General features: G+C 70.4%; 14 protein-coding genes (1 of these 14 running past the window's edge). 9 read left to right on the top strand and 5 right to left on the bottom strand.

Translation table 11 applies throughout. The features are described from left to right. Positions 1 to 195: 195 nt before the first annotated feature. Positions 196 to 1446 (bottom strand): ROK family transcriptional regulator, encoded by a 1251-nt coding sequence (locus tag TNCT6_RS04060; RefSeq protein WP_141356629.1) that lies wholly within the window; start codon positions 1444 to 1446, stop codon positions 196 to 198. A 310-nt stretch (positions 1447 to 1756) separates the two neighbouring features. Between TNCT6_RS04060 and TNCT6_RS04055 the strand changes: the two genes are divergently transcribed. The 5 genes from TNCT6_RS04055 to TNCT6_RS04035 all read left to right on the top strand — a co-directional run bounded on the left by TNCT6_RS04055 (position 1757) and on the right by TNCT6_RS04035 (position 8373). Further along, on the top strand, positions 1757 to 3571 hold the full coding sequence (locus TNCT6_RS04055; protein ID WP_141356628.1) for a peptide ABC transporter substrate-binding protein: 1815 nt from the start codon (positions 1757 to 1759) through the stop codon (positions 3569 to 3571). Between the two features lie 188 nt (positions 3572 to 3759). After that, positions 3760 to 4719 (top strand): ABC transporter permease, encoded by a 960-nt coding sequence (locus TNCT6_RS04050; RefSeq protein WP_141356626.1) that lies wholly within the window; start codon positions 3760 to 3762, stop codon positions 4717 to 4719. After that, positions 4716 to 5615: an ABC transporter permease gene (locus TNCT6_RS04045; protein WP_141356624.1), complete on the top strand. Its 900-nt coding sequence runs from the start codon at positions 4716 to 4718 to the stop codon at positions 5613 to 5615. The genes TNCT6_RS04050 and TNCT6_RS04045 overlap by 4 nt, the downstream gene beginning before the upstream one ends. Next, positions 5612 to 7390: an ABC transporter ATP-binding protein gene (locus TNCT6_RS04040; RefSeq protein WP_141356622.1), complete on the top strand. Its 1779-nt coding sequence runs from the start codon at positions 5612 to 5614 to the stop codon at positions 7388 to 7390. Before TNCT6_RS04045 ends, TNCT6_RS04040 begins: the two co-directional genes overlap by 4 nt. 62 nt (positions 7391 to 7452) lie before the next feature. After that, positions 7453 to 8373: an ROK family protein gene (locus TNCT6_RS04035; protein ID WP_141366078.1), complete on the top strand. Its 921-nt coding sequence runs from the start codon at positions 7453 to 7455 to the stop codon at positions 8371 to 8373. A 280-nt stretch (positions 8374 to 8653) separates the two neighbouring features. On the opposite strand, the gene TNCT6_RS04025 is transcribed toward TNCT6_RS04035, so the two are convergent. Further along, positions 8654 to 9199, bottom strand: coding sequence for a hypothetical protein (locus TNCT6_RS04025; protein WP_253266021.1), 546 nt, complete (start codon positions 9197 to 9199; stop codon positions 8654 to 8656). Beyond that, the gene (locus TNCT6_RS04020) at positions 9196 to 10512 is read right to left on the bottom strand and encodes a S1 RNA-binding domain-containing protein (RefSeq protein WP_141356618.1); all 1317 of its coding nucleotides are present in this window, start codon (positions 10510 to 10512) and stop codon (positions 9196 to 9198) included. Before TNCT6_RS04020 ends, TNCT6_RS04025 begins: the two co-directional genes overlap by 4 nt. 492 nt (positions 10513 to 11004) lie before the next feature. Here TNCT6_RS04020 and TNCT6_RS04015 point away from each other — a divergent pair, with 492 nt between their 5' ends. Both TNCT6_RS04015 and TNCT6_RS04010 read left to right on the top strand, forming a co-directional pair. Further along, a complete protein-coding gene (locus TNCT6_RS04015) occupies positions 11005 to 13497 on the top strand; it encodes a helix-turn-helix domain-containing protein (RefSeq protein ID WP_141356616.1) in 2493 nt (830 codons plus the stop codon). A gap of 248 nt (positions 13498 to 13745) precedes the next feature. Beyond that, positions 13746 to 15173 (top strand): ricin-type beta-trefoil lectin domain protein, encoded by a 1428-nt coding sequence (locus TNCT6_RS04010; protein ID WP_141356614.1) that lies wholly within the window; start codon positions 13746 to 13748, stop codon positions 15171 to 15173. Positions 15174 to 15192: 19 nt separating this feature from the next. Here the strand turns inward: TNCT6_RS04010 and TNCT6_RS04005 are convergent, their stop codons facing one another. Together TNCT6_RS04005 and TNCT6_RS04000 are read right to left on the bottom strand one after the other, a co-directional pair. Continuing rightward, a complete protein-coding gene (locus tag TNCT6_RS04005) occupies positions 15193 to 17043 on the bottom strand; it encodes an ABC transporter ATP-binding protein (protein ID WP_141356612.1) in 1851 nt (616 codons plus the stop codon). Then, a complete protein-coding gene (locus TNCT6_RS04000; RefSeq protein ID WP_172632799.1) occupies positions 17024 to 18772 on the bottom strand; it encodes an ABC transporter ATP-binding protein in 1749 nt (582 codons plus the stop codon). Before TNCT6_RS04000 ends, TNCT6_RS04005 begins: the two co-directional genes overlap by 20 nt. A 286-nt stretch (positions 18773 to 19058) precedes the next feature. Here TNCT6_RS04000 and TNCT6_RS03995 point away from each other — a divergent pair, with 286 nt between their 5' ends. Both TNCT6_RS03995 and TNCT6_RS03990 read left to right on the top strand, forming a co-directional pair. Continuing rightward, positions 19059 to 20093 (top strand): GDP-mannose 4,6-dehydratase, encoded by a 1035-nt coding sequence (locus TNCT6_RS03995; RefSeq protein WP_141356607.1) that lies wholly within the window; start codon positions 19059 to 19061, stop codon positions 20091 to 20093. 168 nt (positions 20094 to 20261) lie between these two features. Further along, positions 20262 to 25029: the 5' portion of a type I polyketide synthase gene (locus tag TNCT6_RS03990; protein WP_141356605.1), read on the top strand. It continues 23618 nt past the right edge of the window; 4768 of the gene's 28386 nt are visible here — the first part of the coding sequence; its start codon is at positions 20262 to 20264; its stop codon lies beyond the right edge, outside the window.

The following is a 25029-nucleotide window of genomic DNA, read 5'->3' as shown; positions in this document are numbered from 1 at the left end:
ACGAGGGGGCGTGCCGCGGACGTCGGTATCCAAGCGGGTGCGGGGACTCCCCGGGACAGGTCCCTGGGTTTCAGGGCTCGGGGGCCGGGACCGGGGGATCGCCCGGGAGCCGGAGTACGGGCCGCGGTTCCCGGGCAGGTATGTCGCCGCGTGCGCGGAGTAATTTCCGTGACTGTCAGGCTTTTTGCAGTGGCGTCAGATCCCTCCGCGGCCCGCGGCGGTGTGCTGCCGGTCGGCGCCGGGGGTGGTGCGGCCGATGTCGCCGAGGGCGCGGGTCAGGGCACGCTGCAGGGCGAAGAGTCCGGCGCCGACCAGGCCGGCGTCGGCGCCGAGACTGGCCCGCTCGATGGTGAGGTGTTGGGTCACCAGCGGGTGGCAGCTCTCGTAGAGCTTGCTGCGCACCGCGGCGACGAACGGTTCGAGGGTGGAGAGGATGCCGCCGAGGTAGACGGCGTCCGGGTTGAAGAAGTTGACGTTGGCGGCGAGCACCTGGCCGAGGTGGTCGCCTGCCCTGCGGACGGCGCGGGTGGCTTCCGGGTCGGCGTCGGTGGCGAGCCGTACCACGTCCTCCAGGCCGGCGACGTCGAGACCGCGTTCGCGCAGGATGCGGACGAGCGCGGCGCCGGACGCCACCGTCTCCAGGCAGCCGGTGTTGCCGCAGGAGCAGGGGATGTCGGCGCCGCCGTCGATGCGGATGTGGGTGATGTCGCCGGCGGCTCCGGTGGCGCCCCGGTAGAGGCGACCGTCGGCGATGACGCCGGCACCGATCGCCGAGCCGATCTTCACCATGATCGACTGCCGGTGTTCGGCGGGCCTGACGCTCTGCTCGCCGACCGCCATGCAGTTGGCGTCGTTGTCGACGGCGGCCGGGACCCCGAAGCGCTCCTCCAGCCAAGCGGCGACCGGGAAGCGGTTCCAGCCGAGCATCCGGGACGGCAGGACGACGGCGCCGGAGGCGACGTCCACCGGCCCGGGCAGGGAGAGCCCGACGCCCCGGAGCCCGTCGCGTCCACGCTGCTCGACGAGGGACTCCAGGTGCTCGACGAGCCTCGGCAGGGCGGCCTCGGGACCGTCGGCGACCTCGAACGGGACGTTGGCGACATCACGGACACCGCCGCCAGGGAGCACCACACCGATCCGAGCATGGCGGCCGCCGACGTCGGCGGCGACGGCGTACTCGTCGTTGCTGCCCACCCTGAGGACCCTGCGGGGGCGGCCGCCGGTGGAGGACTGGGTGCCCTCCTCGGCGATGAGCCCGCGCTCGACCAACTGAGCCACGGTCAAGGAGATGGTGGAGGCGGCCGTGCCGAGGAGTTCCGCGAGTTCGGCGCGGGACGACGCCTGGCCCGAGGCGACGAGTTCGAGGACCCGCGTGGCGAGGGCGGTCGTGCCCTTCGGGGACACGCCCTTGGTGGTCTTGCGGTCCCGTGCACTTATTTCAGTCATGTACGAAGTAACTTCCGCAACGATGGGTGTGACGGAGACAGTACGCCCGATCAGGTGGGCGGGGAACAGCTCCATGGAGAAAGTGGAGAGTGTTGACGCAGGTGAAATCGGCTCAAATTGACACATTGGCATCGGCTGAGGCGTCTGGAGTGGATGGATGTGACTTTTATCGAGTCCGCAGGACCTTACTTTTTACTAATTCTTGTTTGTTTGTTTGGCTCGTCCGTCGTTGACTGTCGCCGTACACAGCGCCGACCCCGCGGCGCCGACCCGGTCTCCCGGGACGGGTCCTTTCACTCTGAGGAGAGCCATGTTCCTTGCTCATACGGCGGCCGGCCGCCGCTGGGCCCTCGTCGCGGGTGCCGCCGTCACCACCGGCGCGCTGCTCACCGGCTGTTCCGGCGGTGGTAACTCGTCCTCGGGCTCGGCGTCGTCGGACACCATCAACTACGCCCTCCCGGCGAACTTCACGCCGAACTGGATCCTCCCGGTCGGCACCGCCTCGCACCTGAACACCAACAACTCCTCCATATCCCAGGCCGTCTGGGAGCCGCTGATCGCGTACGACGGTTCCACCGGCAAGGTCGGCTGGAACAAGGACAACTCGCTGGCCACCGACGCGAAGTTCGCCGCGGACAGCAAGAGCGTGACGATCACCCTCGGCGATCGTCACTGGAGCGACGGCAAGCAGATCACCTCGCGCGACGTGGAGTTCTGGTTCAACCTGGTCAAGGCCAACAAGGCGGACTGGGCAAGCTACAGCCCGGGCAAGGCGCCGGACAACTGGACCTCCTTCAAGACCATCGACGACACGCACTTCACGATCACCTTCGACAAGGCGTACAACCAGGAGTGGATGCTCGCCAACGAGCTGAGCATGATCCGCACGATGCCGCAGCACGTCTGGGACAAGACCAGCGACTCCGGCGCCGTCTCCGACCTGGACCGCACCGCCGCCGGGGCCAAGAAGGTCTGGACGTACCTCAACAACGTCGCCAAGAAGATCTCCGGCTACGCGACCGACCCGCTGTGGAAGACGGTCAGCGGCCCATACACCATCAAGTCGTTCTCCACCGCGGGCAAGGTCGAGCTGACCGCCAACACGAAGTACGACGGCGGCGGCAAGGCCAACATCAAGAACGTCAACCTGCTGCCGTTCACCACCACCGAGGCCGAGGTGAACGCCCTCCGCGCCGGCACCGTCGACTACGGCTACATCAACGCCACCGACCTGAGCCAGGAGTCGTCCTTCAAGGCCAAGGGCTACTCGGTGAAGCCGTGGACCGGCTGGGCGATCACCTATCTGCCGTACAACTTCAACAACCCCACCATGGGCCCGGTGTTCAAGCAGCTGTACGCCCGCCAGGCGATCCAGATGTCGGTGGACCAGACCACGCTCTCCAAGGTGGTCTTCAACGGCACCGCCGTCTCCACCTACGGCCCGATCCCACAGGGCCAGGACTCGTCCTTCGTCTCCCCGGAGCAGAAGAACAACCCGTACCCCTTCGACACCGCCAAGGCGAAGAAGCTGCTCACCGACCACGGTTGGACCGAGCAGGGCGGCACCATGGTGTGCACCAGCCCCGGCACCGGCGACAACCAGTGCGGCACGGGCGTCGACAAGGGCACCAAGTTCGAGATGGAGGTGCTGTCCCAGTCCGGCTCCACCGTGACCGACAACATGATGAGCGCGCTGCAGTCGTCGTTCGCGAAGACCGGCATCAAGTTCGGCATCAAGACCGCCCCCGTCAACTCCGTCCTGTCGCAGGCCGGCCAGTGCACCGCCGACCAGTCGAGCTGCAAGTGGCAGCTGTCCTTCTTCGGCACCGCCGGCAGCTGGTACTTCCCCGCCTACCCGAGCGGTGACTCGCTGTTCGCCACCGGCGGCGGCTCCAACTTCGGCAACTACTCCAACGCCGAGGTCGACAAGCTGATCACCGAGACCACCACGTCCTCCTCGAACGAGGCGGTGCAGAAGTACAGCGCCGCGCTCGCCAAGGACCTCCCCGTGGTCTGGCTGCCGGAGCCCGACTACCAGATCTCCGTGGTCAGGGACGGCCTCGGCGGCTTCGCCCAGGACTCCCTCGCCAACTTCCACCCCGCCATGTGGAAGTGGACCAAGTAAGCCCGGTCGGTGCCCGCGCGGGCCTGTGGAGCCGCCCGGCCACCCGGCCGGGCCGCCCCGGGACCCGCGCGCACCCCTCGCGCGCCGGCGCCACACCGGCACCCGCCACGCCGGCACCCACGTCCCAGTGACGTCCATGTCCAGGTGACGCCCGCGCGCGCCACAGACACGAAGCGACCGGAAAACACATGAGTACTTCCTCGTACCTGATCAGACGTGTCCTCCAGGCCGTCGCGGTGATCGTCATCGTGACGATCGTCGTCTTCGGCCTGCTGCACGCCCTGCCCGGAGGCCCCGCGCGCGGGATCCTCGGGCCGCAGGCCACCGCACAGCAGATCGCCCACTTCAACCACGAACAGGGTCTCGACAAGCCCCTGCCCGTGCAGTACTTCTACTACCTCGGCCAACTGCTGCACGGGGACCTCGGGACCTCGTACACCCTCAACGAGCCGGTCTCCCAGCTCATCACCGAGCGGCTGCCGAAGACCCTGGTCCTCACCGTGCTGTCGGCTCTCGTCGGCCTCGTCCTCGCCATCCCGATGGGCATGTGGCAGGCCGTGCGCCGCAACAAGCCGGTGGACTACGTCATCACCACGCTGAGCTTCATCGCCTACTCCACGCCCGTGTACTTCCTCGGGCTGATCCTGGTGCTGGTCTTCAGCCAGGCGCTGGCGTGGTTCCCGTCGCAGGCTCCGCAGGGCGAGACGCTGGGCCAGGTGTTCTCCGAACCGCAGGCCCTGGTACTGCCGGTGGTCGCGGGCGCGGCCTCCATGGTCGCGGTGTTCAGCCGCTACATGCGGGCGGCCACCCTGGAGAACCTCTCCGAGGACTATGTCCGCACGGCCAGGGCGGGCGGCTCCCGCGCCCGCGCCATCCTGTGGCGGCACGTGTTCCGCAACTCGCTGACGCCCGTGGTCGCCATGCTCGGCTACTACGTGCCGGTGCTCTTCGGCGGCGCCCTGGTCGTCGAGCAGCTCTTCAACTACCCCGGCATGGGGCTGCTGTTCTGGACCGCCGCGCAGTCCTCCGACTACCCGGTCCTGCTGGGCTGCGTCCTGGTGATCGCCGTCGCCACCGTCGTCGGCACCCTGCTCGCCGACATCGTCCAGCGGATCATCGACCCCCGAGTGAAGGCAGGCCGGGCATGAGCGCCGTCATCCAGCCGGACATGGCCCCGACGAAGGCCGCCGAGCCGCGCGAGGCCTCCGGCGCACGACTCGCCGTCCGCCGCTTCCTGCGCAACAAGCTGGCCGTCGTCGGACTCGCCGTCGTGGTCCTCTTCTTCCTGTTCTGCTTCGCCGGTCCGCTGGTGTACTCCACCGACCAGACCCACACCATGCTCCAGCAGGTCAACCTCGCCCCCAGCGGCGCGCACTGGCTCGGCACCGACGCCGTCGGCCACGACGAGCTGGGCCGGCTGATGTACGGCGGCAGGGTCTCCCTGATCGTCGGCCTCGCCGCGGGCGTCCTCGCCACCGTCATCGGCACGCTGTGGGGCGCCGCCGCCGGCTACGCGGGCGGCTGGATCGATGCCGTGATGATGCGGATCGTCGACGCCGGCATCGCCATCCCCGCGCTGTTCATCCTGCTCGTGGTCTCCGCCATCACCACGCCCGGCCTGACCGGTCTCGTCCTCATCCTGGGCCTGGTGTCCTGGCTGGTGCCGTCCCGGCTGGTCCGCGCCGAGACGCTGACCCTGAAGAACCGGGACTACGTCCTGACCCTGCGCGCCATCGGCGGCACGCACGCCCGGGCGATCCTGCGGCACATCCTGCCGAACTCGGTCTCCACCATCATCGTCGCCGCGACCTTCCAGGTCGCCGACGCCATCCTGCTGGTCGCCTACGTCTCCTATCTGGGCATGGGAGTCCGGCCGCCGCAGACCGACTGGGGCGGCATGCTCTCCGCAGGTCTCACCGCCGCCTACTCCGGCTACTGGTGGCTCATCCTGCCGCCCGGCCTGGCCATCATCCTGGTGGTGTGGGCGTTCAACGCGATCGGGGACGGACTCCGCGACGCATTCGATGTGAGGGGACGCGGATGACCGCCACCACCAAGGGCTCCGCCGCCCGCACCGCGGCGTCCGGCCCGATCCTCGAACTCGACGACCTCGGCGTCGTCTTCACCACCGAGACCGGCGACGTACCCGCGGTCAGGGGCGTGTCCCTCCAGGTCCAGCCGGGCGAGACGCTGGCCCTGGTCGGCGAGTCCGGCTCCGGCAAGTCGACCATCGCGCTCGCCGCGATGGGCCTGCTCGCCGGGAACGCCCGCGCCACCGGCAGCGCCGTCATCGCCGGCACCCAGATCGTCGGCGCCTCGGAGAACGGCCTCGCGGCGTTGCGCGGCAAGACCGTCTCCATGGTGTTCCAGGAGCCGGCCACCGCGCTCGACCCGCTCACCCGGATCGGGAAGCAGATCGCCGAGGTGATCCGCAACCACCGCGAGGTGTCCGCCAAGGACGCCGCCGTCGAGGCCGTCGAACTGCTGCGCCGGGTCGGCATCCCCGAACCGGAGAAGCGCGCCCACGCCTACCCGTTCCAGCTCTCCGGCGGACAGCGCCAGCGGGTCGTGATCGCCATGGCCATCGCCAACGAGCCAGGCCTGCTCATCGCCGACGAGCCGACCACCGCCCTCGACGTGACCGTGCAGGCCGAGATCCTCGACCTGCTGCGCCGGCTCGCCGTCGAGACCGGCACCGGCGTGCTGCTCGTCACCCACAACATGGGCGTCGTCGCCGACTTCGCGGACCGGGTCGCCGTCATGTACCAGGGCGAGATCGTGGAGACCGGATCGGTCGAGGACGTCCTGCTGCGCCCCGCCCACGACTACACCCGGCGCCTGCTGGCCGCGGTGCCCCGGCTGTCCGTCGCCGAGGCCGCGGACGGCACCGGCCGGCTTGCCGCGTCCGTGCCGGCCCAGACGAACCGTTCCGCGGCCGAGCCGTCGGCCTCGCCTGCCGGGCCCGGCGGCCCCGAGGGCGAAGCGGTGGTCGAACTGCGTGACATCAACGTGGTGTTCGGCCGCGGAAAGGCCGCCATACGCGCCCTCGACGGAGTGTCGTTCCGGGTCGGGTCGGCGGAGACCCTGGGCCTGGTCGGCGAGTCCGGCTCCGGCAAGTCCACCGCCGCCCGGGTCGCGCTCGGCCTGATCCCGCCCACCTCCGGCACCGTCTCCCTGTTCGGCGCCGACCTCGGCCGCACCCGCGCCCGGGGCCGCCGCGCCCTGCGGGCCGGTATCGGTGTCGTCCTCCAGGATCCGGTGGCCTCCCTCGACGCTCGGATGACCGTCGGCGAGTGCATCGCCGAACCCCTCCGGGTCCACCGTCGCGGCCTGTCCGCCAAGGACCGGCAGGCCAAGGTCGCCGCCGTCCTCGACCGGGTTCGGCTGCCACGCGAACTCGCCCGGCGCGCGCCCCGCGAACTCTCCGGCGGACAACGCCAGCGGGTCAGCCTGGCCCGAGCCCTGATCCTGGAACCCCGGCTGCTGGTCGCCGACGAACCCACCAGTGCCCTCGACGTGAGCGTGCAGGAAGCGGTCCTGGAGGTCATCACCGAACTCCAGGGCGAACTCGGCTTCGCCTGCCTGTTCGTCTCCCATGACCTCGCCGTCGTGCAGCACTTCGCGCAGCGCGTCGTCGTGATGCGCGCCGGCCGCATCGAGGAGCAGGGCTCCACCGGGACGACCCTGCTGCGTCCGGAGACCGACTACACCCGCCGTCTGCTGGCCGCCGTGCCGGTGCCCGACCCGGTGGTGCAGCGGGGCCGCAGGGCCGAACGCCTGGCCACCCTCGCGGCCGGCCGTACGGAGGCCCAGGCGTGACCGGACCTCTTCTCTTTCCCTACACCCCGCAGGACCCTGCCATTCCCAACACCCTCCGGCCACTGTTCGCCGGCATCGACATCGGCGGCACCACCACCCAGGTGGTGCTCTGCTCGGACGACCTGACCGTCCTCGACCGCGCGGAGACCGCCACCCCGGCGCTCGAGGGCGGCCGGGCCATGGTGGACGCCGCGCTCGACGCGCTCGCCCCGCTGCTGGCCCGCACCCCGGGCCGCCTGGTGGGCGCCGGAATCGGCGCCGCCGGGGTGGTGGACTCCGCGAACGGCCGCATCCTGGTCGCAAGCGACTCCTTCCGCGGCTGGGCCGGCTTCGCCGTCACCGCCGCCGTCGAGGAGGCCCTCGGCGTCCCGGCCTTCCTGGACAACGACGTCAACGCATTCCTCTACGGGGAGGTCTGCGGCGGAGCGGTGCGCGGCGAGGCCGATGTCCTCGGCATGACCCTGGGGACCGGCGTCGGCGGCGCTCTGTGGACCAACGGCGCCCTGTACGCGGGTCCGCACGGCGCGGCCGGCGAGATCGGGCACATCCCCGGCTTCGGCGACCTGCACTGCTCCTGCGGCGGGCGCGGCCACCTGGAGACGCTGGCCTCCGGCCGCTCCATCGGGGCTCGTTACGCCGACCGCACCGGCCACCGCCTCACCGCCCGCGAAGTCGCCGAGGCCGCTGCCCACGGCGACGAGGACGCTCTCGCGGTGTACCGCGCCGCGGGAGCGGGCATCGCCCGCGCGATCGTGATCACGGCGGGCGTCGTCGATATCACCACGGTGGTCGTCGGCGGCGGAGTCAGCCGCGCCTGGCCCCTCCTGGAGCCCGTCATCCTGTCTGCCCTCGCCGTCGAACCCCCGGTCAGCGGCCACCCCGTCCGCCTGGTCCGGGCCGCCCTGTCCTCCGACGCCGTCCCGGTCGGCGCCGCCGCCCGCGCCCGACGCGAACTGGGCACGGAGGTGAGAGCGACGGTGTAGGGACCACTGGCCCCGAAGCCCGCCGGCCCGGCCCGCGGAGTACACCGGCATGGCGGCCTGGGTATGCGTGGAGCCGGCGGCTTCCCGGCCGGTGACCGCGAACGCACCGCTTTGGAGCTGCGGCGCCGCCAGCCGACCAGAGCTGAGGACCGCATCCGTGCCACGCGGGCTGCTGGCCTGCGCAACCCGCCCCTGCACGGAGCGGCCCGGAAACAGAGAGGGCCCGTCAGCAAGCTGACGGGCCCTCATGCCAACCGAGGTCAGCTGCGCTGTCAACCTGTCACCCGGTGACGGCCACGGTAGCCAGCGCGATCAGGTACAGGGTGGCAAAGCCTCCAGGTACCCAGAGTTCGACATGGGTCAAGGGAAGGTACGAGGTGGACGACTTCCCTTCGCCGAGCTCCGCCCACTCTGCGTCGGAGTAGGGGAGCGCCGGCAGGCGCTTCTCAAGCTCGCCGATCACCTTGTACTTTGCCGCGTTGAGCTGCCTGTAGGAGCGAATCAGGAGAAACCAGGCAACGCATTGGAACAGCGCCACGAACCCGATCGAGGCCACGCCCCAGGTCGGCACGGTCCGGCCGATGGGACCGCTGAGCGCACCAGCGGCGGTGAGTTCGGCAGAGTTCAACGTGAGGAAGAAGGTGTTCGTCAGGCTGCGCCGGGCGCTGACCCGGTCCGCCATTTCGACGCACAGTTTGTACTGCTCGAGGACTGCGGCCTGGTACTGCTCTCCCCCTGGCCTCGCATAGTGCTCGGAGCGAACTGCGCTGTTCCACAGGCGGTGAGCGAGGTCTGGCACGGTGCTGCGCGCTCCCGGCTCGGTCATGCCGCTGATTCGGCGACCACCGGCTCCGCCGGATCGGCGGTCTTTCCGACTCCGCTGTCGACCTCGCGAACCCGCACGTCGAGGAGTCCTGGGTCCCTTCGCGACGGGCGCACTTCGATCACTTCGACGAAGACCCGCTCGCCGTGCACCACGGAGCCCGCTTCCACGCCGTCCCGCGTTGCCGGAGCCATTTCCGAGACGTGTAGCAACGCCGGCTTCGCCATGCCCGGGTAGCCGTCGAGTTCCACCAGGACGAACCCGTGTTCCGCCACGACCGTCCTGACCGTCGCCGCCAGACGCTCACCCGTCCGGGGATACGCGTCCATTGAGGGAGGCGCGGCGGAGGCCACCGCATGGTGCGCCAGGGCAACGTCGATGCGCTGCCGGACAGGGTCCACGTGGAGGACTCTGACCTGCACTTCAGAGCCGAGCAGGAGTCCAGCCGCGTTGGCCTGATGGGTGGGAATTCGGGACTTGCCGCCGGATGCGAGCTCGACAAAGCAGCCGCCGCGGTTCAGGTCCGACACCCTGGCGGTGGTCACCTGGCCGCGTGCGTATTCAGCCTGCAGCCGTGGCCACGGGTTGACCTGGCCATACCTCTGCGAGAACCGGGTTCCGTTTTCGTCGGTCACGAAGGTGCCGCTGATCTTGCTGCCCTGGTGATAACGCTTCGCCATGTCCTCAGGGACGGTGTCACCGTAGTTCACGTCGGTCCTGCGCATCTCACCTGTGCGCAACTCGTTCTGCACGTCACGGACGAAGATGCGGTCCGCGGTGGCCCACACCACTTCGGCGACCGCGTCCACGTCGCGGAGCCCAGTGCGCGGGCGGAGGTCCATCTCCGGCGATCCCGGCTTCCGAACCTCCTCGATGGCAGCGCGGATTGCGCGGCTCATCTCCGGGAGGCCGCTCATGTCGCACCTGTAGGTGATGGCCCTGATCTGGCCCTGGATGTTGGTGGGCACCTCCGCTCCCTCATAGTGGAGCACTACCAGGCGCTTGTGCAGGCACATGGCCCATCCGAGCTCCATGGCCACCGAGGTGGACGTGGCCGACAGGTCCACTACCACCACGCCGGCACGGTCGATCCCGTCCCACGCCGCCTGAAGCGGACTCTCGGTCGTCCCCGGGATCTTGTCGGCACGGTCGGGCTTGAGGCCCATGAGTTTTACGGCCTCGGCGAAATAGTCCCGGTAGAGGACATCGAAGTTCTGTTCGTAGCCATCCGGCATCGTCTTTCTGCCGTACGGCATCGCGAAGAAGACGAGGTCCTCGTCAGCGGCCTGTTCACGCCGCCTGAGCTGCTCCAGCATCCGTACACCTCCATGCATCCGAAATCTCGTGCTCGCGGTTCGGGGTGAAATCCCCTGCCCGTCCTTGCAGGCATCGGCAGCCACCTTCGCCGCCGTGGTGCCTCGGCCCTCGGCCACGGCGTCGACGACTCGGTTGGTACGGATACGGGAAGCGACGCGCCGAGGAAGCTGACCGCTCCTCGCCTTCGGTCGGACGTTCACTGAACCTTGGCACTCTCGAGATCGCCACACCTGCCGGATCGCCGTGCTCGGCATCCACCGGATTCGTGGACTCCGTCGTCCTTGTATCCATGACCCCCGTGGTCTCCGTCTCTTACTGGGGAGGTTTCCCTGCTGACAGCCCGACGGCTGTCGCCCGCACACGCCTCTGCCGACCCTGCCCGGGTCGGAGCGATTGAACTTGAGCATCGGGGGCGGCGAGGTTTGTTCGCCACGTGGTGGCAGCGGTCATAATCAATGGATCAACTGAACATCCGGGGGAGGTAGTTCGAGTTGGCAGGCAGGCCGGGGCGTCGGGAGCAGCCGCTTGATCCGGAGGAGGGTCCGCTGGAACGCTTCGCGCTGGAGTTGCGGGCACTGCGTGAAAGGGCCGGACTCACCTACACGGAGATGGCCGATGCGGCCCATTTCTCCCCCAGTACGCTGTCACAGGCCGCTGCCGGCCGGCGGCTCCCCACCCAAGCGGTACTCCGTGCGTACGTGCGCGCCTGCCACGGGGATCCACATGGGTGGGAAGAGCGCTGGGAGCGTGTACGACTCGACCTGTACGGACTTGGGGCGCAGCGGGATGCTGCCCACGTCATCCCGCATGGCTTCGGTGACGTGGAAGCCACCAGTTTCGTGGGCCGTGAACCTGAGCTGGCCGCCGGTGGTGAGCTGCTGGAGCGATGTCGGCTGGTCACGCTGGTCGGGGTCGGCGGTGTGGGTAAGACCCGGTTGGCCAGGCGAATCGTCCGTGAGGCAGCCGAGCGATTCGCGGGCGGCACGTACTGTGCGGAGCTGGCCGACCTCGGCAGCGACCACGCTGTCGCTGAGGCAGTCGCCTCCGCCGTCGGCGTGCTTGCCAGGGCGGGGCAGGACCCCTTGTCCCCACTTGCAGGGGCGCTACGGGGACGTAGGGTCCTCCTCCTGCTCGACAACTGTGAGCACGTACTGGACGGATGCGCCCGCGCCGTCCGTGACTTGCTCGCACACTCGCCGGAACTGCACATCCTCGCCACCAGCCGGCAGCCCCTTGATATCGGTGCCGAGCATGTGCTGCAGGTGAGGCCGTTGGGTCTGCCTGCCTTGGCGAACGGGCACCTGCACAAAGTACGCGGCATGGACGAGGACGCCGTGGCCTCGCCGGCCATGACCCTCTTCGCCAACCGAGCCGAGGCTGCCTCCCCCGGTTTCCGGGTCACCGAGGAAAACCAGCACGCCGTCGCTCGTGTGTGCCAGAGGCTGGACGGCCTGCCCCTCGCCTTGGAGATCGCCGCACGACGGCTGCGCTCACTGACTCTCGACGAACTACTGGAACGGCTCGACCACCGGTTCCGTCTGCTCGGCGTCGGCGGCGGCGACCGCACAGCACACCCTCGCCACCAGGCGCTGCGTGCACTCTTCGACTGGAGCTACGAGTTGTGCACCGAGGCCGAGCGAACGGCCTGGCAGCAGCTGTCGCTGTGTTCCGGCGGGGTACTGCTGACCGATGCCGAGCAGCTCTGCGGGCACGCCGAAATAGGCGAAGTCCCCGATGCTGCCGCAGCCGACGAAGCGTTCGAAGCCTTGGCCGGCCTCGTGGACAAGTCACTTCTCACCAGGGTCGAAACAGGCGGCAAGACCCGCCTGCACATGCTCGAAACCGTTCGTGCCTACGGGCAGGAACGCCTCGCGGAGAGCGGACAGGCGCAGCACGCCCTGCGTCGCCACCGTGCGTGGTATCTCAACCTCGCCGCACAGGCTGGGATCGCTTACGGCTCGTCCGGACAGGCCGACTGGCTGCGTCGACTGCGCGCCGAGCACCCCAACTTGCGGCAGATCGTCACCGCACCGCCGCCGACCGGTGAGCCCGCGGAGAGCGTGCTGCGCGCGTCCCTCGGCTTCTGGCTGCACTGTCTGACGTCGGCCAATGTGGGGGAGGGCGCACACTGGATGCGGAAGATCCTCGAACGGCACCCGCAGCCTCCCTCCCCGGCAGCCACCACCACATGGTGTCAGGCCGCATGGGTGTCCGGCTTCTTGTTACTCCTCCACGGAGACCACAGCAGCGCCAAGGAGGCGATCAGCCGGGGCGAACGTGCCCTGTCCGACACGCCCGCCGCGTCCGGCACTTCGGACCCTTCGTCGCTCCGGACGGAAAGGGCTGAACTCACCGCCGCGTTTCTACAGCTGCGCAGCCTGGCGGCACTGGTCACCGGGGACACGGAGACCTCCGCACGGTACGCACAGTCCTCCCTGTCAACCGAGTGCTGGCCCGCCTCGCTTTTGACACAGCAGCAGTGCATCGCCCAACTCGGCTTCGCCGCCGTGCTCCAGGGCGACCACGCTCGCTCCACTCCCCTACTTGAACAAGCACTGGCGTTGTCCGAGGCTCAAGGAGACACATGGCACCGGTGCTGGCTGCTGTGGGCCCTCGCCGTCGACCACGGTGAAGCAGGGCGGCCGAAGGTCGCCCTGCAACTCCTCCATCGTGCGCTCCAGCACACCAGAGAGATCGACGAACACATGGGGGAGGCAGCCCTCAGCGAAACCCTGGCCTGGGTGCTCTCCTCCTCTGGCGAGGCACGCTCAGCGGCGGTCGTCCTCGGGGCCGTGGACCGGGTGTGGCACCCGTCCGGCGCTCCTCGGCTCTTCGGCTTCGCCCTTCTGACCGCCCACCGCGAACGCGGTCTCCAGAACGCCCGTAGGTCACTCGGCGAAATCGAGTACACACGTGCGCACCAGGAGGGTCGGCGTCTCGGTCTGCGTCGCGCACTGGAGAAGGTGTTCCGAGACGATGAGTAACGGTTGACGCGAGCGAGGGCCTCGACCTGACGGTCGGGGTCCTCGTCGCGTTTTCGTGGGGCGGCGGTGAGTGCGTGGGGGTCGCGGGCACGCGCTGGGCGGGCGGCGGCTGTCGGGCGACTCGCTTACGGCGCTTGACGCCAGAGGTGTTGACGTGTTCATGGCGGAACCTTCACACTCGCTCCGTACGGCGGGACGCCGTCAGGATCGCCGGCGCGGCGACGCGCCGGCAGGCCAGAAAGGCACACATGGCGAGCATGGTTCCTTCCGTCCGCCGCCCCCTCACGGCGTCCACCCTGGTCACGGCGGTGACCGCCCTGGCGATGGCGGTGACCGCCCTGCTGGGCACGGCGCCGCCCGCCGTCGCGTCCACCGGCCCGAGCACGCTCGCGGCCGGCGGGTTCCACGGCGTCAACTGGGCGGACCCGCGCGACAACTACGCCGACAATCCCGTCGTCCCTTCCGGCCTGTCCACCGCCGACAGCTACGCCACCGTCCACGCCAAGGCCACCGCCGTCCTGACCGGTTTCCGGAACAATCTCGGCGCCGACACCGTGCGCCTGCCTATCAATCCGTACTCCGTCGGCACCAGCTGGTGGAACGCCTACACCGGGGCCATTGATGCCGCCACCGCCATGGGCTTCAAGGTCGTCCTCGGCTATTGGGAGGGCCTCAGCCACAAGGACGGCAAGGTCGACGACACCAACGCGTGGAACACCATGTGGAACACCGTCACCGCCAAGTACGGCAGCAACGGCCTGGTGTACTTCGAGCCGATGAACGAGCCCTTCGGCTACACCGCCTCCGCCTGGGCGAACCTGGCCGCCCAGTGGATCACCGACCGCCCCTCGATCCCCCGGGACCGTGTCTTCGTCAGCGGCTCCGGCTACAACGACAACGTCACCACTGTCTGCGCCGACTCCCGGCTGAGCGGTACCTACCTGTCCCTGCACCACTACGGCTTCTGGGGCACCCACACCTACAACGACTGGGTCACCGACCTCAAGAACCGCATCGGCGGTTGCGCCTCGCGCACCGTCCTGGACGAGTTCGGCTCCCCGATGACCACCGGCCTTGACTACAACAACGCGAGCAGCACCGACAACTTCGTGCGCTACCTGCGCGCCGACACCGACACCGTCCGCGCCCTCGGCATGGGCTCGGTGTACTGGCCCGGCCTGCGCACCGGCGACTCCTACACCCTGCAGACCCTGAGCGGCTCCGGCACCGACCTCACCCTGACCACCACCAACGTCAGCGGAGCCGACCGGATCAGGTACGGATGGGGAGTGGCCTCCTCCCTGCGCTCCGCGGCCTCCAACCGCTGCCTGGACGTGACCGACCGATCCCACACCGACGGCACCCAACTCCAGATCTGGGACTGCCTCGGCGGCGCCAACCAGCAGTGGCTCTACACCTCCGGCAAGCAGCTCCAGGTGTACGGCGACAAGTGCCTCGACGCCTACCAGCAGGGCAGGACCCCCGGCACCATCGTGGACATCTACACCTGCAACGGCGGCACCAACCAGCAGTGGAACCTCAACGCCGACGGCACCGTCACCGGAGTCCAGTCCGGCCTCTGCCTGGACGTGATCGGCCAGAAGACCGCCAACGGCACCAAGATCGAGCTCTACACCTGCAACGGCGGCTCCAACCAGAGGTGGACACGCGGCTGACACCAGCCGCGCGGGCCGGTCAGCCGGCCGTCACCTCGGCCGTCGGGGCGTTCGCGCGGGACGCGTGGAGGCGGGCGTACGCGCCCTGGGCCGCGAGGAGTTGGTCGTGGGTGCCCTGTTCCACGATGCGGCCGGAGTCCATCACGACGATGACGTCGGCGTCCCGGATGGTGGACAGGCGGTGCGCGATCACGAAGCTCGTCCGGCCCGCCCGCAGGGTGTTCATGGCCCGCTGGATCAGCAGCTCGGTGCGGGTGTCCACGGAACTGGTCGCCTCGTCCAGGACGAGTACGGCGGGCCGGGCGAGGAACGCCCGCGCGACCGTGATCAGCTGCTTCTCCCCGGCGCTGACACCGCCGGACTCGTCGTCCAGGACCGTGTCGTACCCCTGCGACAGGGTGCGGATGAAGCGGTCGGCGCAGGTCGCGCGGGCCGCCTCCACCACGTCCGCACGGGTGGCGCCCGGGGTCCCGTAGGCGATGTTCTCGGCGATGGTTCCCTTGAACAGCCAGGTGTCCTGGAGGACGAGGCCGAAGCGGGAGCGCAGGTCGTCGCGGTTCATCGCGGCGATGTCGGTGCCGTCCAGGAGGATGCGGCCCGAGTCGATCTCGTAGAAGCGCATCAGCAGGTTGGCGACCGTGGTCTTGCCGGCGCCGCTCGGGCCGACGATCGCCACCGTGCTGCCGGGTTCCACGGACAGTGACAGCCCCTCGATGAGCGGCACGTCGGGGGAGTAGCGGAACGACACGTCCTGGAACTCCACCCGGCCCTCGGCACGTTCCACAGCGAGCGGGCGGCGCGGTTCGGGATCCTGCTCCGGCGCGTCGAGCAGCGTGAACACCCGCTGCGCGGAGGCCACCCCGGACTGCAGGCGGCCGGCGACCGAGGCGATCTCCACGATCGGCTGGCTGAACTGCCGTGCGTACAGGATGAACGCCTGCACATCGCCCAGCGTCAGCGAGCCGTCCACGACCTTCCAGGCACCGACGACGGCGACCGCGACATAGCCGAGGTTGGCGACGAACATCATCACGGGCTCGATCGCGCCGGACGCGAACTGTGCCCCCGAACCCGCCCGGTACACCGCCTCGTTGCGCTCGTCGAAGCGCCGCTCGGCCTCCGCCCGCCGGTCGAAGGCCTTCACCAGCGCGTGCCCGGCGCACATCTCCTCGACGTGCGCGGTCAGTGTGCCGCTCGCGGCCCACTGGGCGGCGTACCGCGGCTGGGCCCGCTTGGCGATCCAGGCGGCGAGCAGCCCCGACACCGGGACGCTCAGCAGCATCACCCCGGCCAGCGAAGGCGAGATGATCAGCATCAGGGACAGCATGATGACCAGCGAGAACACGGAGCTGATCAGATCGGTCAGGGTCTGCTGGAGGGTCTGCTGGAGGTTGTCGACGTCGTCCGTGCTGCGGCTGAGGGTCTCGCCCGCCGGCTGACGGTCGAAGTGGCGCAGCGGCAGCCGCGCCAGTTTCTCCTGCGCCCGGTGCCGCAGGTCGTGGATGAGCAGGCGGACCACCGAGGCCACCAGCCAGTTCTGCACCAGCATGAACACCGACGCCGTCACGTACAGAACCAGCAGGATCTGCAGCAGCCTGCCGAGCGCCCCGAAGTCGACGCCCGGGGCCGGTCCGCCGTGTCCGAGGACGCCGTCGGCGATCAGGTCGGTGACGCGGCCCAGCAGCAGCGGACCGAACGCGTTGAGGAGGATGCCGACGACACCCGCCGCCAGGGCGAGGCCCACGGACCGGCGGTGCGGGCGCAGCAGACCGGCGAGCCGGCGGACCGGCCGGTCCGATTCACGCGCCTCCTCCTCTCGCGCCGCCTCCTCTCGCGCTTCTTCGTGCTCCTCAGGAACGTCCGGCGCCATGAGCGGTTTCCTCTCGGGTGCGCTGCGAGAGCGCGATCTCGCGGTACGTGGGACTGTCGCGCAGCAGCGCGTCATGGGTGCCGGTGGCGGCGATGCCGCCCTGGTCCAGGACGACGATCCGGTCGGAGTCGCGCACGGAGGCCACGCGCTGCGCCACGGTGATCACGGTGGCGCCCGCCGTGTGGGGGACCAGGGCCTCCCGCAGCGCCGCCTCCGTGCTCTGGTCGAGCGCGGAGAAGGAGTCGTCGAAGAGATAGACGGCGGGGCGGCGCAGCAGCGCCCGTGCGATCGCCAGCCGCTGGCGCTGGCCGCCGGAGACGGTGGTGCCGCCCTGGGCGATCTCCGCGCCGAGGCCGCCGAGCCGGGCCACGAAGTCGTCCGCCTGGGCGACCCGCAGCACCTCCCACAGCTCCTCGTCCGTGGCGTCCGGCCGGCCGAAGCGCAGATTGGTCGCGACGGTCCCGGCGAACAGGTACGGCCGCTGCGGCACGTAGCCCACGGCGCCGGCCAGCACCGACGGGTCCAGTTCGCGCACGTCCGTGCCGCCGATCCGCACCTCGCCCGCGGTCGCGTCGACCAGCCGCAGGATCAGGTGCAGCAGCGTGGTCTTGCCGGAGCCGGTGCTGCCGAGGACCGCGACCCGCTCACCGGGCTTCAGCGTCAGCGACAGGTCCCGGAGCACGGCGTTCTCGGCGCCCGGGTAGCGGAACTCGGCGTCCAGCAGTTCGACCTGCCCGGCGGGACCCGTCATGGGCCGCGGCGCGGTGGGCGGGACGACGTCGGTCTCCGCGTCCAGGACCTCCGTGATCCGCTCCGCGCACACCCGGGCCCGCGGCACGTTCAGGAACACGAAGGCGAGCATCACCACGGACATCAGGATGAGCGACAGATAGCTGAGGAAGGCGCTGAGCGAGCCGATCTGCATGCTGCCCGCGTCGATCCGCCGCGCCCCCACCCACAGCAGCGCCAGGGTGAAGAGGTTCATCAGCAGCAGAACCGACGGCAGCATCACCGCGATGAGCCGGCCCACCCCCAGGGACAGGCCGAAGAGCTTCTCGTTGGTGCGGGTGAAACGCTCGCTCTCGTAGGAGTCCCGGGCGAAGGAACGCACCACGCGCACCCCGGTGATCCGCTCCCGCAGCAGCCGCCCCAGACGGTCCAGCGTCCGCTGCAGCCGGGCGTACAGCGCGGCCATACGGGCCAAAAGGAAACCGAAGCAGACGCCCACCACCAGCACCATCGGGACGAGGATCAGGGCCAGCGGCACGTCCTGGCGCAGCGCGAGCACCACACTGCCCAGGCACATCAGCGGGGCCGCGACGAAGATGCCGAGCCCGGACTGGGCGAGGTTCTGCACCTGCTGCACGTCGTTCACCGAGCGGGTCAGCAGGGACGGGGTGCCGAAGCGGCCGATCTCACGGGCGGAGAAGTCCAGCACGCGGCGGAAGACCGCGGAGCGCAGGTCCCGCCCGAGGGCGGTGGAGGTGCGCGCGCCCAGGGCCGCGGCACCCAGCGCCGCGGCGATCTGCACCAGCGCCACCACCGCCATCGCCGCGCCGATGGCGTCGATGCGATCGCTGTCCTCGCGGACGACTCCCTCGTCGATGAGCGCGGCGCCCAGCGTCGGCAGCAGCAGCGTGCCGAGGATCTGCACCAGATGCAGGGCGACCAGAGCGACGACGGAACCCGCGTAGGGGCGCAGTCGTGTGCGCATGAGTCTCAACAGCACGGAATGACACCCCGGTTGACGGCGGCCAGGAGCCGCCCGTTGGAACGGAGTCGGCCGGCACGCCGACCCGGTCATTGGATCCCGCACCGCACCCGGATTTCCCTAGTGTTCGCCCCGGCCGCATCGGCCCACCCGGGAATTCCCTAGTAAGTTCGAGAAGCGTTGACATTGACTTCCGCCGCTTGGGAACGTGCCGGTGTCTATCGTCCGGACAGCTTTCTCGAGGCCAGGTCGTCGACCGAGCGCAGCGTTTGGACGGTCTCTTTGCGGTTGAGATGGGAATGAAATGCCCAAGCGCGCACTGATCACCGGAATTACCGGCCAGGACGGGTCCTATCTGGCGGAGCACCTGCTGTCGCAGGGGTACCAGGTGTGGGGTCTCATCCGTGGCCAGGCCAACCCCCGCAAGTCCCGGGTGAGCCGGCTCGTTTCGGAACTGTCCTTCGTGGACGGCGACCTCATGGACCAGGCCAGCCTGGTCTCGGCGGTCGACAGAGTACAGCCGGACGAGGTGTACAACCTCGGCGCGATCTCGTTCGTGCCGATGTCCTGGCAGCAGGCCGAGCTGGTCACCGAGGTGAACGGCATGGGCGTGCTGCGCGTCCTCGAGGCCATCCGCATGGTGAGCGGACTGAGCATGTCCCGCACCGCGGGTCCCGAGGGCCAGATCCGCTTCTACCAGGCGTCCTCCTCGGAGATGTTCGGCAAGGTCGCCGAGACGCCGCAGCGGGAGACCACGCTCTTCCACCCGCGCAGTCCCTACGGCGCGGCCAAGGCGTACGGGCACTTCATCACCCGCAACTACCGCGAGTCGTTCGGTATGTACGCGGTCTCCGGAATGCTGTTCAACCACGAATCGCCCCGTCGTGGCCAGGAGTTCGTGACCCGCAAGATCTCTCTCGCGGTCGCGCGCATCAAGCTGGGGCTCCAGGACAAACTGGCCCTCGGCAACATGGACGCGGTCCGTGACTGGGGCTACGCGGGCGACTACGTCCGCGCCATGCACCTGATGCTCCAGCAGGACGCCGGCGACGACTACGTGATCGGCACGGGAGAGATGCACACCGTGCGCGACGCGGTCCGCTACGCCTTCGAGCACGTGGGCCTCGACTGGGAGGACCACGTCGTCATCGACCCCGACCTCGTGCGGCCCGCCGAGGTCGAGGTGCTGTGCGCCGACAGCTCCAAGGCGCAGGCCCAGCTGGGCTGGAAGCCGAGTGTCGATTTCCCGGAACTCATGCGGATGATGGTCGACGCCGACCTTGCGCTCGTTTCCCGGCAGAACGAACTCGACGACCTTCTGCTGGCGCACAGCTGGTAACGGGCGAAAGCCCCTCCAAGTTCTAGGGATTTCCTGCCGGGCCTCCCTCCACACTCGCCTCATGGCTTCTCCTGCAGAGGAGAGCCATGTGGCGAGTCGGTGTTCTGCAGCACGGCGCAGAGATTTCGGCGATGCGTGTACGGCCGTCGGCCGTCGGGATGGGTTGAGATGGACAACGAACAGAAGCTCCGGGATTACCTCAAGCTGGCGACCGCCGATCTGCGACGCGCGCGGCGGCGTGTGAGCGAGCTGGAGTCGTCGGCCCAGGAACCGATCGCCATCGTCGGCATGACCTGTCGCTACCCCGGTGGCGTCAGCAGCCCCGAGGACCTGTGGCGGATGGTGGAGGCCGGCGAGAACGGCGTCACCCCGTTCCCCGCCGACCGCGGCTGGGACATGGAGGCGCTCGCCTCTTCGCCGACCTCCCGCGGTGGATTCCTGCACGACGCACCGGACTTCGACGCGGACTTCTTCGGCATCTCACCGCGCGAGGCGGTCGCCATGGACCCGCAGCAGCGGGTCGTCCTGGAGTCCGCCTGGGAGGCGTTCGAGCGGGCCGGCATCGACCCCACCTCGGTCAAGGGCAGCCGCACCGGCGTCTTCATCGGCGCCATGGCCCAGGACTACCGGGTCGGCCCCGCCGACGGCGCCGATGGCTTCCAGCTCACCGGCAACACCGGCAGCGTGCTGTCCGGCCGCATCTCGTACACCTTCGGCACGGTCGGTCCCGCTGTCACCGTCGACACCGCCTGCTCCTCCTCCCTGGTCGCCCTCCACCTCGCCACCCAGGCGCTGCGCGCGGGCGAGTGCACCCTCGCCCTCGCGGGCGGCGTCACCGTCATGTCCGGCCCCGGCACCTTCATCGAGATGGGCCGCCAGGGCGGACTGTCGGCCGACGGCCGCTGCCGCTCCTTCGGCGACACCGCCGACGGCACCGGCTGGGCCGAGGGCGTCGGCATCCTCGTCCTGGAACGCCTCTCCGACGCGATCCGCAACGGCCGCGAGATCCTCGCCGTGGTCCGCGGCACCGCCGTCAACCAGGACGGTGCCTCCAACGGCCTCACCGCGCCCAACGGCCCCTCGCAGCAGGCGGTCATCGAGCAGGCCCTCGTCAACGCCCGGCTCTCCGCGGGCGACATCGACGTCGTCGAGGCGCACGGCACCGGCACCACCCTCGGCGACCCCGTCGAGGCACAGGCGGTGCTCGCCACCTACGGGCAGAACCGTGACGAGGACAAGCCGCTGCTGCTCGGCTCGGTGAAGTCCAACATCAGCCACACCCAGGCCGCCGCCGGTGTCGCCGGTGTCATCAAGATGGTCATGGCGATGCGGCACGGCGTGCTGCCCCGCACCCTCCTCGCCGACGAGCCCACCCGCCACGTCGACTGGTCGCAGGGCGCCGTCCGCGTCCTCACCGAGAACACCGAATGGCCCGCCACCGGCGCCCCCCGCCGCGCGGCCGTCTCCTCCTTCGGTATCAGCGGCACCAACGCCCACACCATCGTCGAGCAGGCCCCCGAGCCGGAGCCCGCCGACACCGAGGACGACACCCCGGGCACCTCGGCCGCCGTCACCGGCGTGGTGCCCGTGCTGCTCTCCGGCCGCGGTCCCGAGGTGCTGCGCGCCCAGGCCGCCGCCCTGCTCACCACCCTCGGCACCGGCACCCCGCCCGCGCTGACGGACACCGCCTACTCGCTCGCCACCACCCGCACCGCGTTCGAGCACCGGGTCGTCCTGCTCGCCGCGAGCCCGCCCGGCCTCACCGAGCGGCTGACCGCGATCGCCGACGGCACCGACCCGGCCGCCCTGGCCGACACCGTCACCGGCACCGCCCGCACCGAGACCCGCCTCGCCGTCCTGTTCACCGGACAGGGCGCCCAGCGCCTCGGCGCCGGCCGCGAACTCGCCGCCCGCTTCCCGGTGTTCGCCGCCGCCCTGGACGCCGCCCTCGACGCCTTCACCCCCCACCTGGACGTGCCGCTGCGCGAGGTGCTGTGGGGCGAGGACGCCGCCCGCCTCGACCGCACCGAGTACGCGCAGCCCGCGCTGTTCGCCGTCGAGGTCGCCCTCTACCGTCTGCTGGAGTCCTTCGAGGTCAAGCCGGACCACCTGGCCGGCCACTCCGTGGGCGAGATCGCCGCCGCGCACGTCGCCGGCGTGCTCTCCCTCGACGACGCGGCCACCCTGGTGGCCGCCCGCGGCCGTCTCATGCAGGCGCTGCCCGAGGGCGGCGCGATGGTCGCCGTGCAGGCGAGCGAGGAGGAGGTCGCCCCGCTGCTCGCCGGCCACGAGGACCTGGTGTCCCTCGCCGCCGTCAACGGGCCCTCCGCCGTCGTCCTCTCCGGCGACGAGACCACCGTCACCGAGCTGGCGGCCCGCCTGGCCGCCGACGGACGCAGGACGAGCAGGCTGCGCGTCTCGCACGCCTTCCACTCGCCGCTCATGGCACCGATGGTCGACGAGTTCCGTAGCGTCGTCGAAGGCCTCACGCTGCACAGCCCGCTGCTGCCCGTCGTCTCCAACGTCACCGGTGAGCCGGCCACCGTCGCCCAGCTCACCTCGCCCGACTACTGGGTCGACCACGTTCGCCACGCCGTCCGCTTCGCCGACGGCATCGACTGGCTCGCCCGGCACGACGTCACCGCCTTCCTCGAACTCGGCCCCGACAGCGTGCTGTCCGCCCTGGCACAGAACTGCCTGGACGCCGCCGGCTCCGATGCCGTCACCGTGCCCGCGCTGCGCGAGGGCCGCCCCGAGGACCACACCTTCACCGCCGCGCTCGCCGCGCTGCACACCCACGGCACCACGCTGCGCTGGGACGCCTGCTTCACCGGCACCGGAGCCCGCCGCACCGACCTGCCGACGTACACCTTCCAGCACCGCCGCTACTGGCCGCGCGCCGTCCAGGGCGGCGCCGCCGACCTGCGCTCCGTCGGACTCGGAGCCGCCCACCACCCGCTGCTGTCCGCCGCGGTCTCCCTCGCCGACTCCGAGGGCGCCCTGCTGACCGGCCGGATCTCCCTGCTCAGCCACCCGTGGCTCGCCGACCACACCGTCCGCGGCACCACCCTGCTGCCCGGCACCGCCTTCCTGGAGCTGGCCGTCCGCGCCGGCGACGAGGTCGGTTGCGACCGCGTCGACGAACTGACTCTGGCGGCACCGCTCGTCCTGCCCGAGCAGGGCGGCGTCCAGGTGCAGCTGTGGATCGGCAACCCGGACGAGTCCGGCCGCCGCAGCGTCACGATCTACGGCCGCCCCGACGCCGACGAGGACGCCCCCTGGACGTCCCACGCCACCGGTGTGCTCTCGCCCTCCCGCGCCGCCACCGACTTCGACGCCACCGTCTGGCCCCCGGCCGGTGCCGAGGCCCTCCCCGTGGACGGCCTCTACGACCGGCTCGCCGAGGGCGGCTTCGGCTACGGCCCGCTCTTCCAGGGCCTGCGGGCCGCCTGGCGCCGCGGCGACGAGGTGTTCGCCGAGGTCGTCCTGCCCGAGTCCGGCCACACCGACGCCCAGTCCTTCGGCCTGCACCCCGCGCTCCTCGACTCCGCCCTGCACGCGGCGTCGTTCGTCGACCTCGACGAGCGCGCCGCCGGTGGGCTGCCCTTCTCCTGGGAAGGCGTCAGCCTGCACGCGAGCGGCGCCACCACGCTGCGGGTGCGGCTCGCTCCGGCGGCCGGCGACGCCGTCGCGATCGCCGTCGCCGACGACGCGGGACAGCTCGTCCTGTCCGCCGACTCGCTGATCCTGCGCGCGGTCGCGGCCCGCGAGATCGACGCAGCCGCCGCACTGGTCCGCGACGCCCTGTTCCGCCTCGACTGGGTGCCCGTCACGGCGGTCGCCGCCGCCTCCGGCACCGCCGCCCTCGTCGGCGAGGACCCCTTCGGCCTGCGCGCCCTGCCCCAGTTCGGCGAACTCGCCGTCCATCCGGACCTCGCGGCCCTCGCCGCCGCCGACGGCGCCGTCCCGGACACCGTGCTGCTGCCGCTCACCGGCACCGGCCCGGACGCCGACCCCGTCACCGCCGCACACCGCGCCGCCACCGACGCCCTCGCCGCCGTACAGACCTGGCTCGAGCAGGACGAGCGGTTCGCCGCCTCCCGGCTCGTCCTGGTCACCCGGGGCGCGACCACCGGCCACGACCCGGCCGCCGCCGTGGTCTGGGGCCTGGTGCGTTCCGCGCAGTCCGAGAACCCCGGCCGCTTCCTCCTCGTCGACCTCGACGCCGAGCAGGACCTGCTCACTCTCCCGGCCGCCGCGCTCACCTCCGATGAGCCACAGCTCGCCGTGCGCGGTGACGAGCTCCGTGCCGCCCGTCTGGTCCGTCGTCCCGCTCCCACTGCCGAGGCCGTTCGGGTGTTCGGTGGGGAGGGTGCGGTGTTGGTGACGGGTGGTACTGGTGGTCTGGGTGCGGTGGTGGCGCGTCATCTGGTGGCCGGGTACGGGGTGCGTGAGCTGGTTCTGGTCAGTCGTCGTGGTGGTGAGGCCGTGGGTGCGGCCGAGCTGGTGGCGGAGTTGGCGGAGTCGGGTGCGCGGGCGACGGTGGTGGCGTGTGATGTGACGGATCGTGGGGCGGTGGCCGAGCTGGTGGCCGCGTATCCGGTGTCGGCGGTGGTGCATTCGGCGGGTGTGCTGGACGACGGTATGGTCGCGTCTCTTACTGCGGAGCGGTTGTCCGCCGTGCTGCGTCCGAAGGTGGACGCGGCCTGGAACCTGCACGAGGCGACGCGCGACCTGGATCTGAAGGCCTTCGTGGTGTTCTCGTCGGTCGCCGGTGTCTTCGGCAATGCGGGTCAGGCCAACTACGCGGCGGGCAACGCTTTCCTGGATGCCCTGATGGAGCACCGCCGTGCGGCCGGTCTGCCGGGTCTGTCGCTGGCCTGGGGCCCCTGGGAGCGGACCGGTGGCATGACCGGCGACCTCTCCGAGGACGACC

The sequence above is a fragment of the Streptomyces sp. 6-11-2 genome, assembly GCF_006540305.1.
Taxonomy (GTDB): Bacteria; Actinomycetota; Actinomycetes; order Streptomycetales; family Streptomycetaceae; genus Streptomyces.
This window is presented reverse-complemented; position numbering and strand designations above follow the sequence as displayed.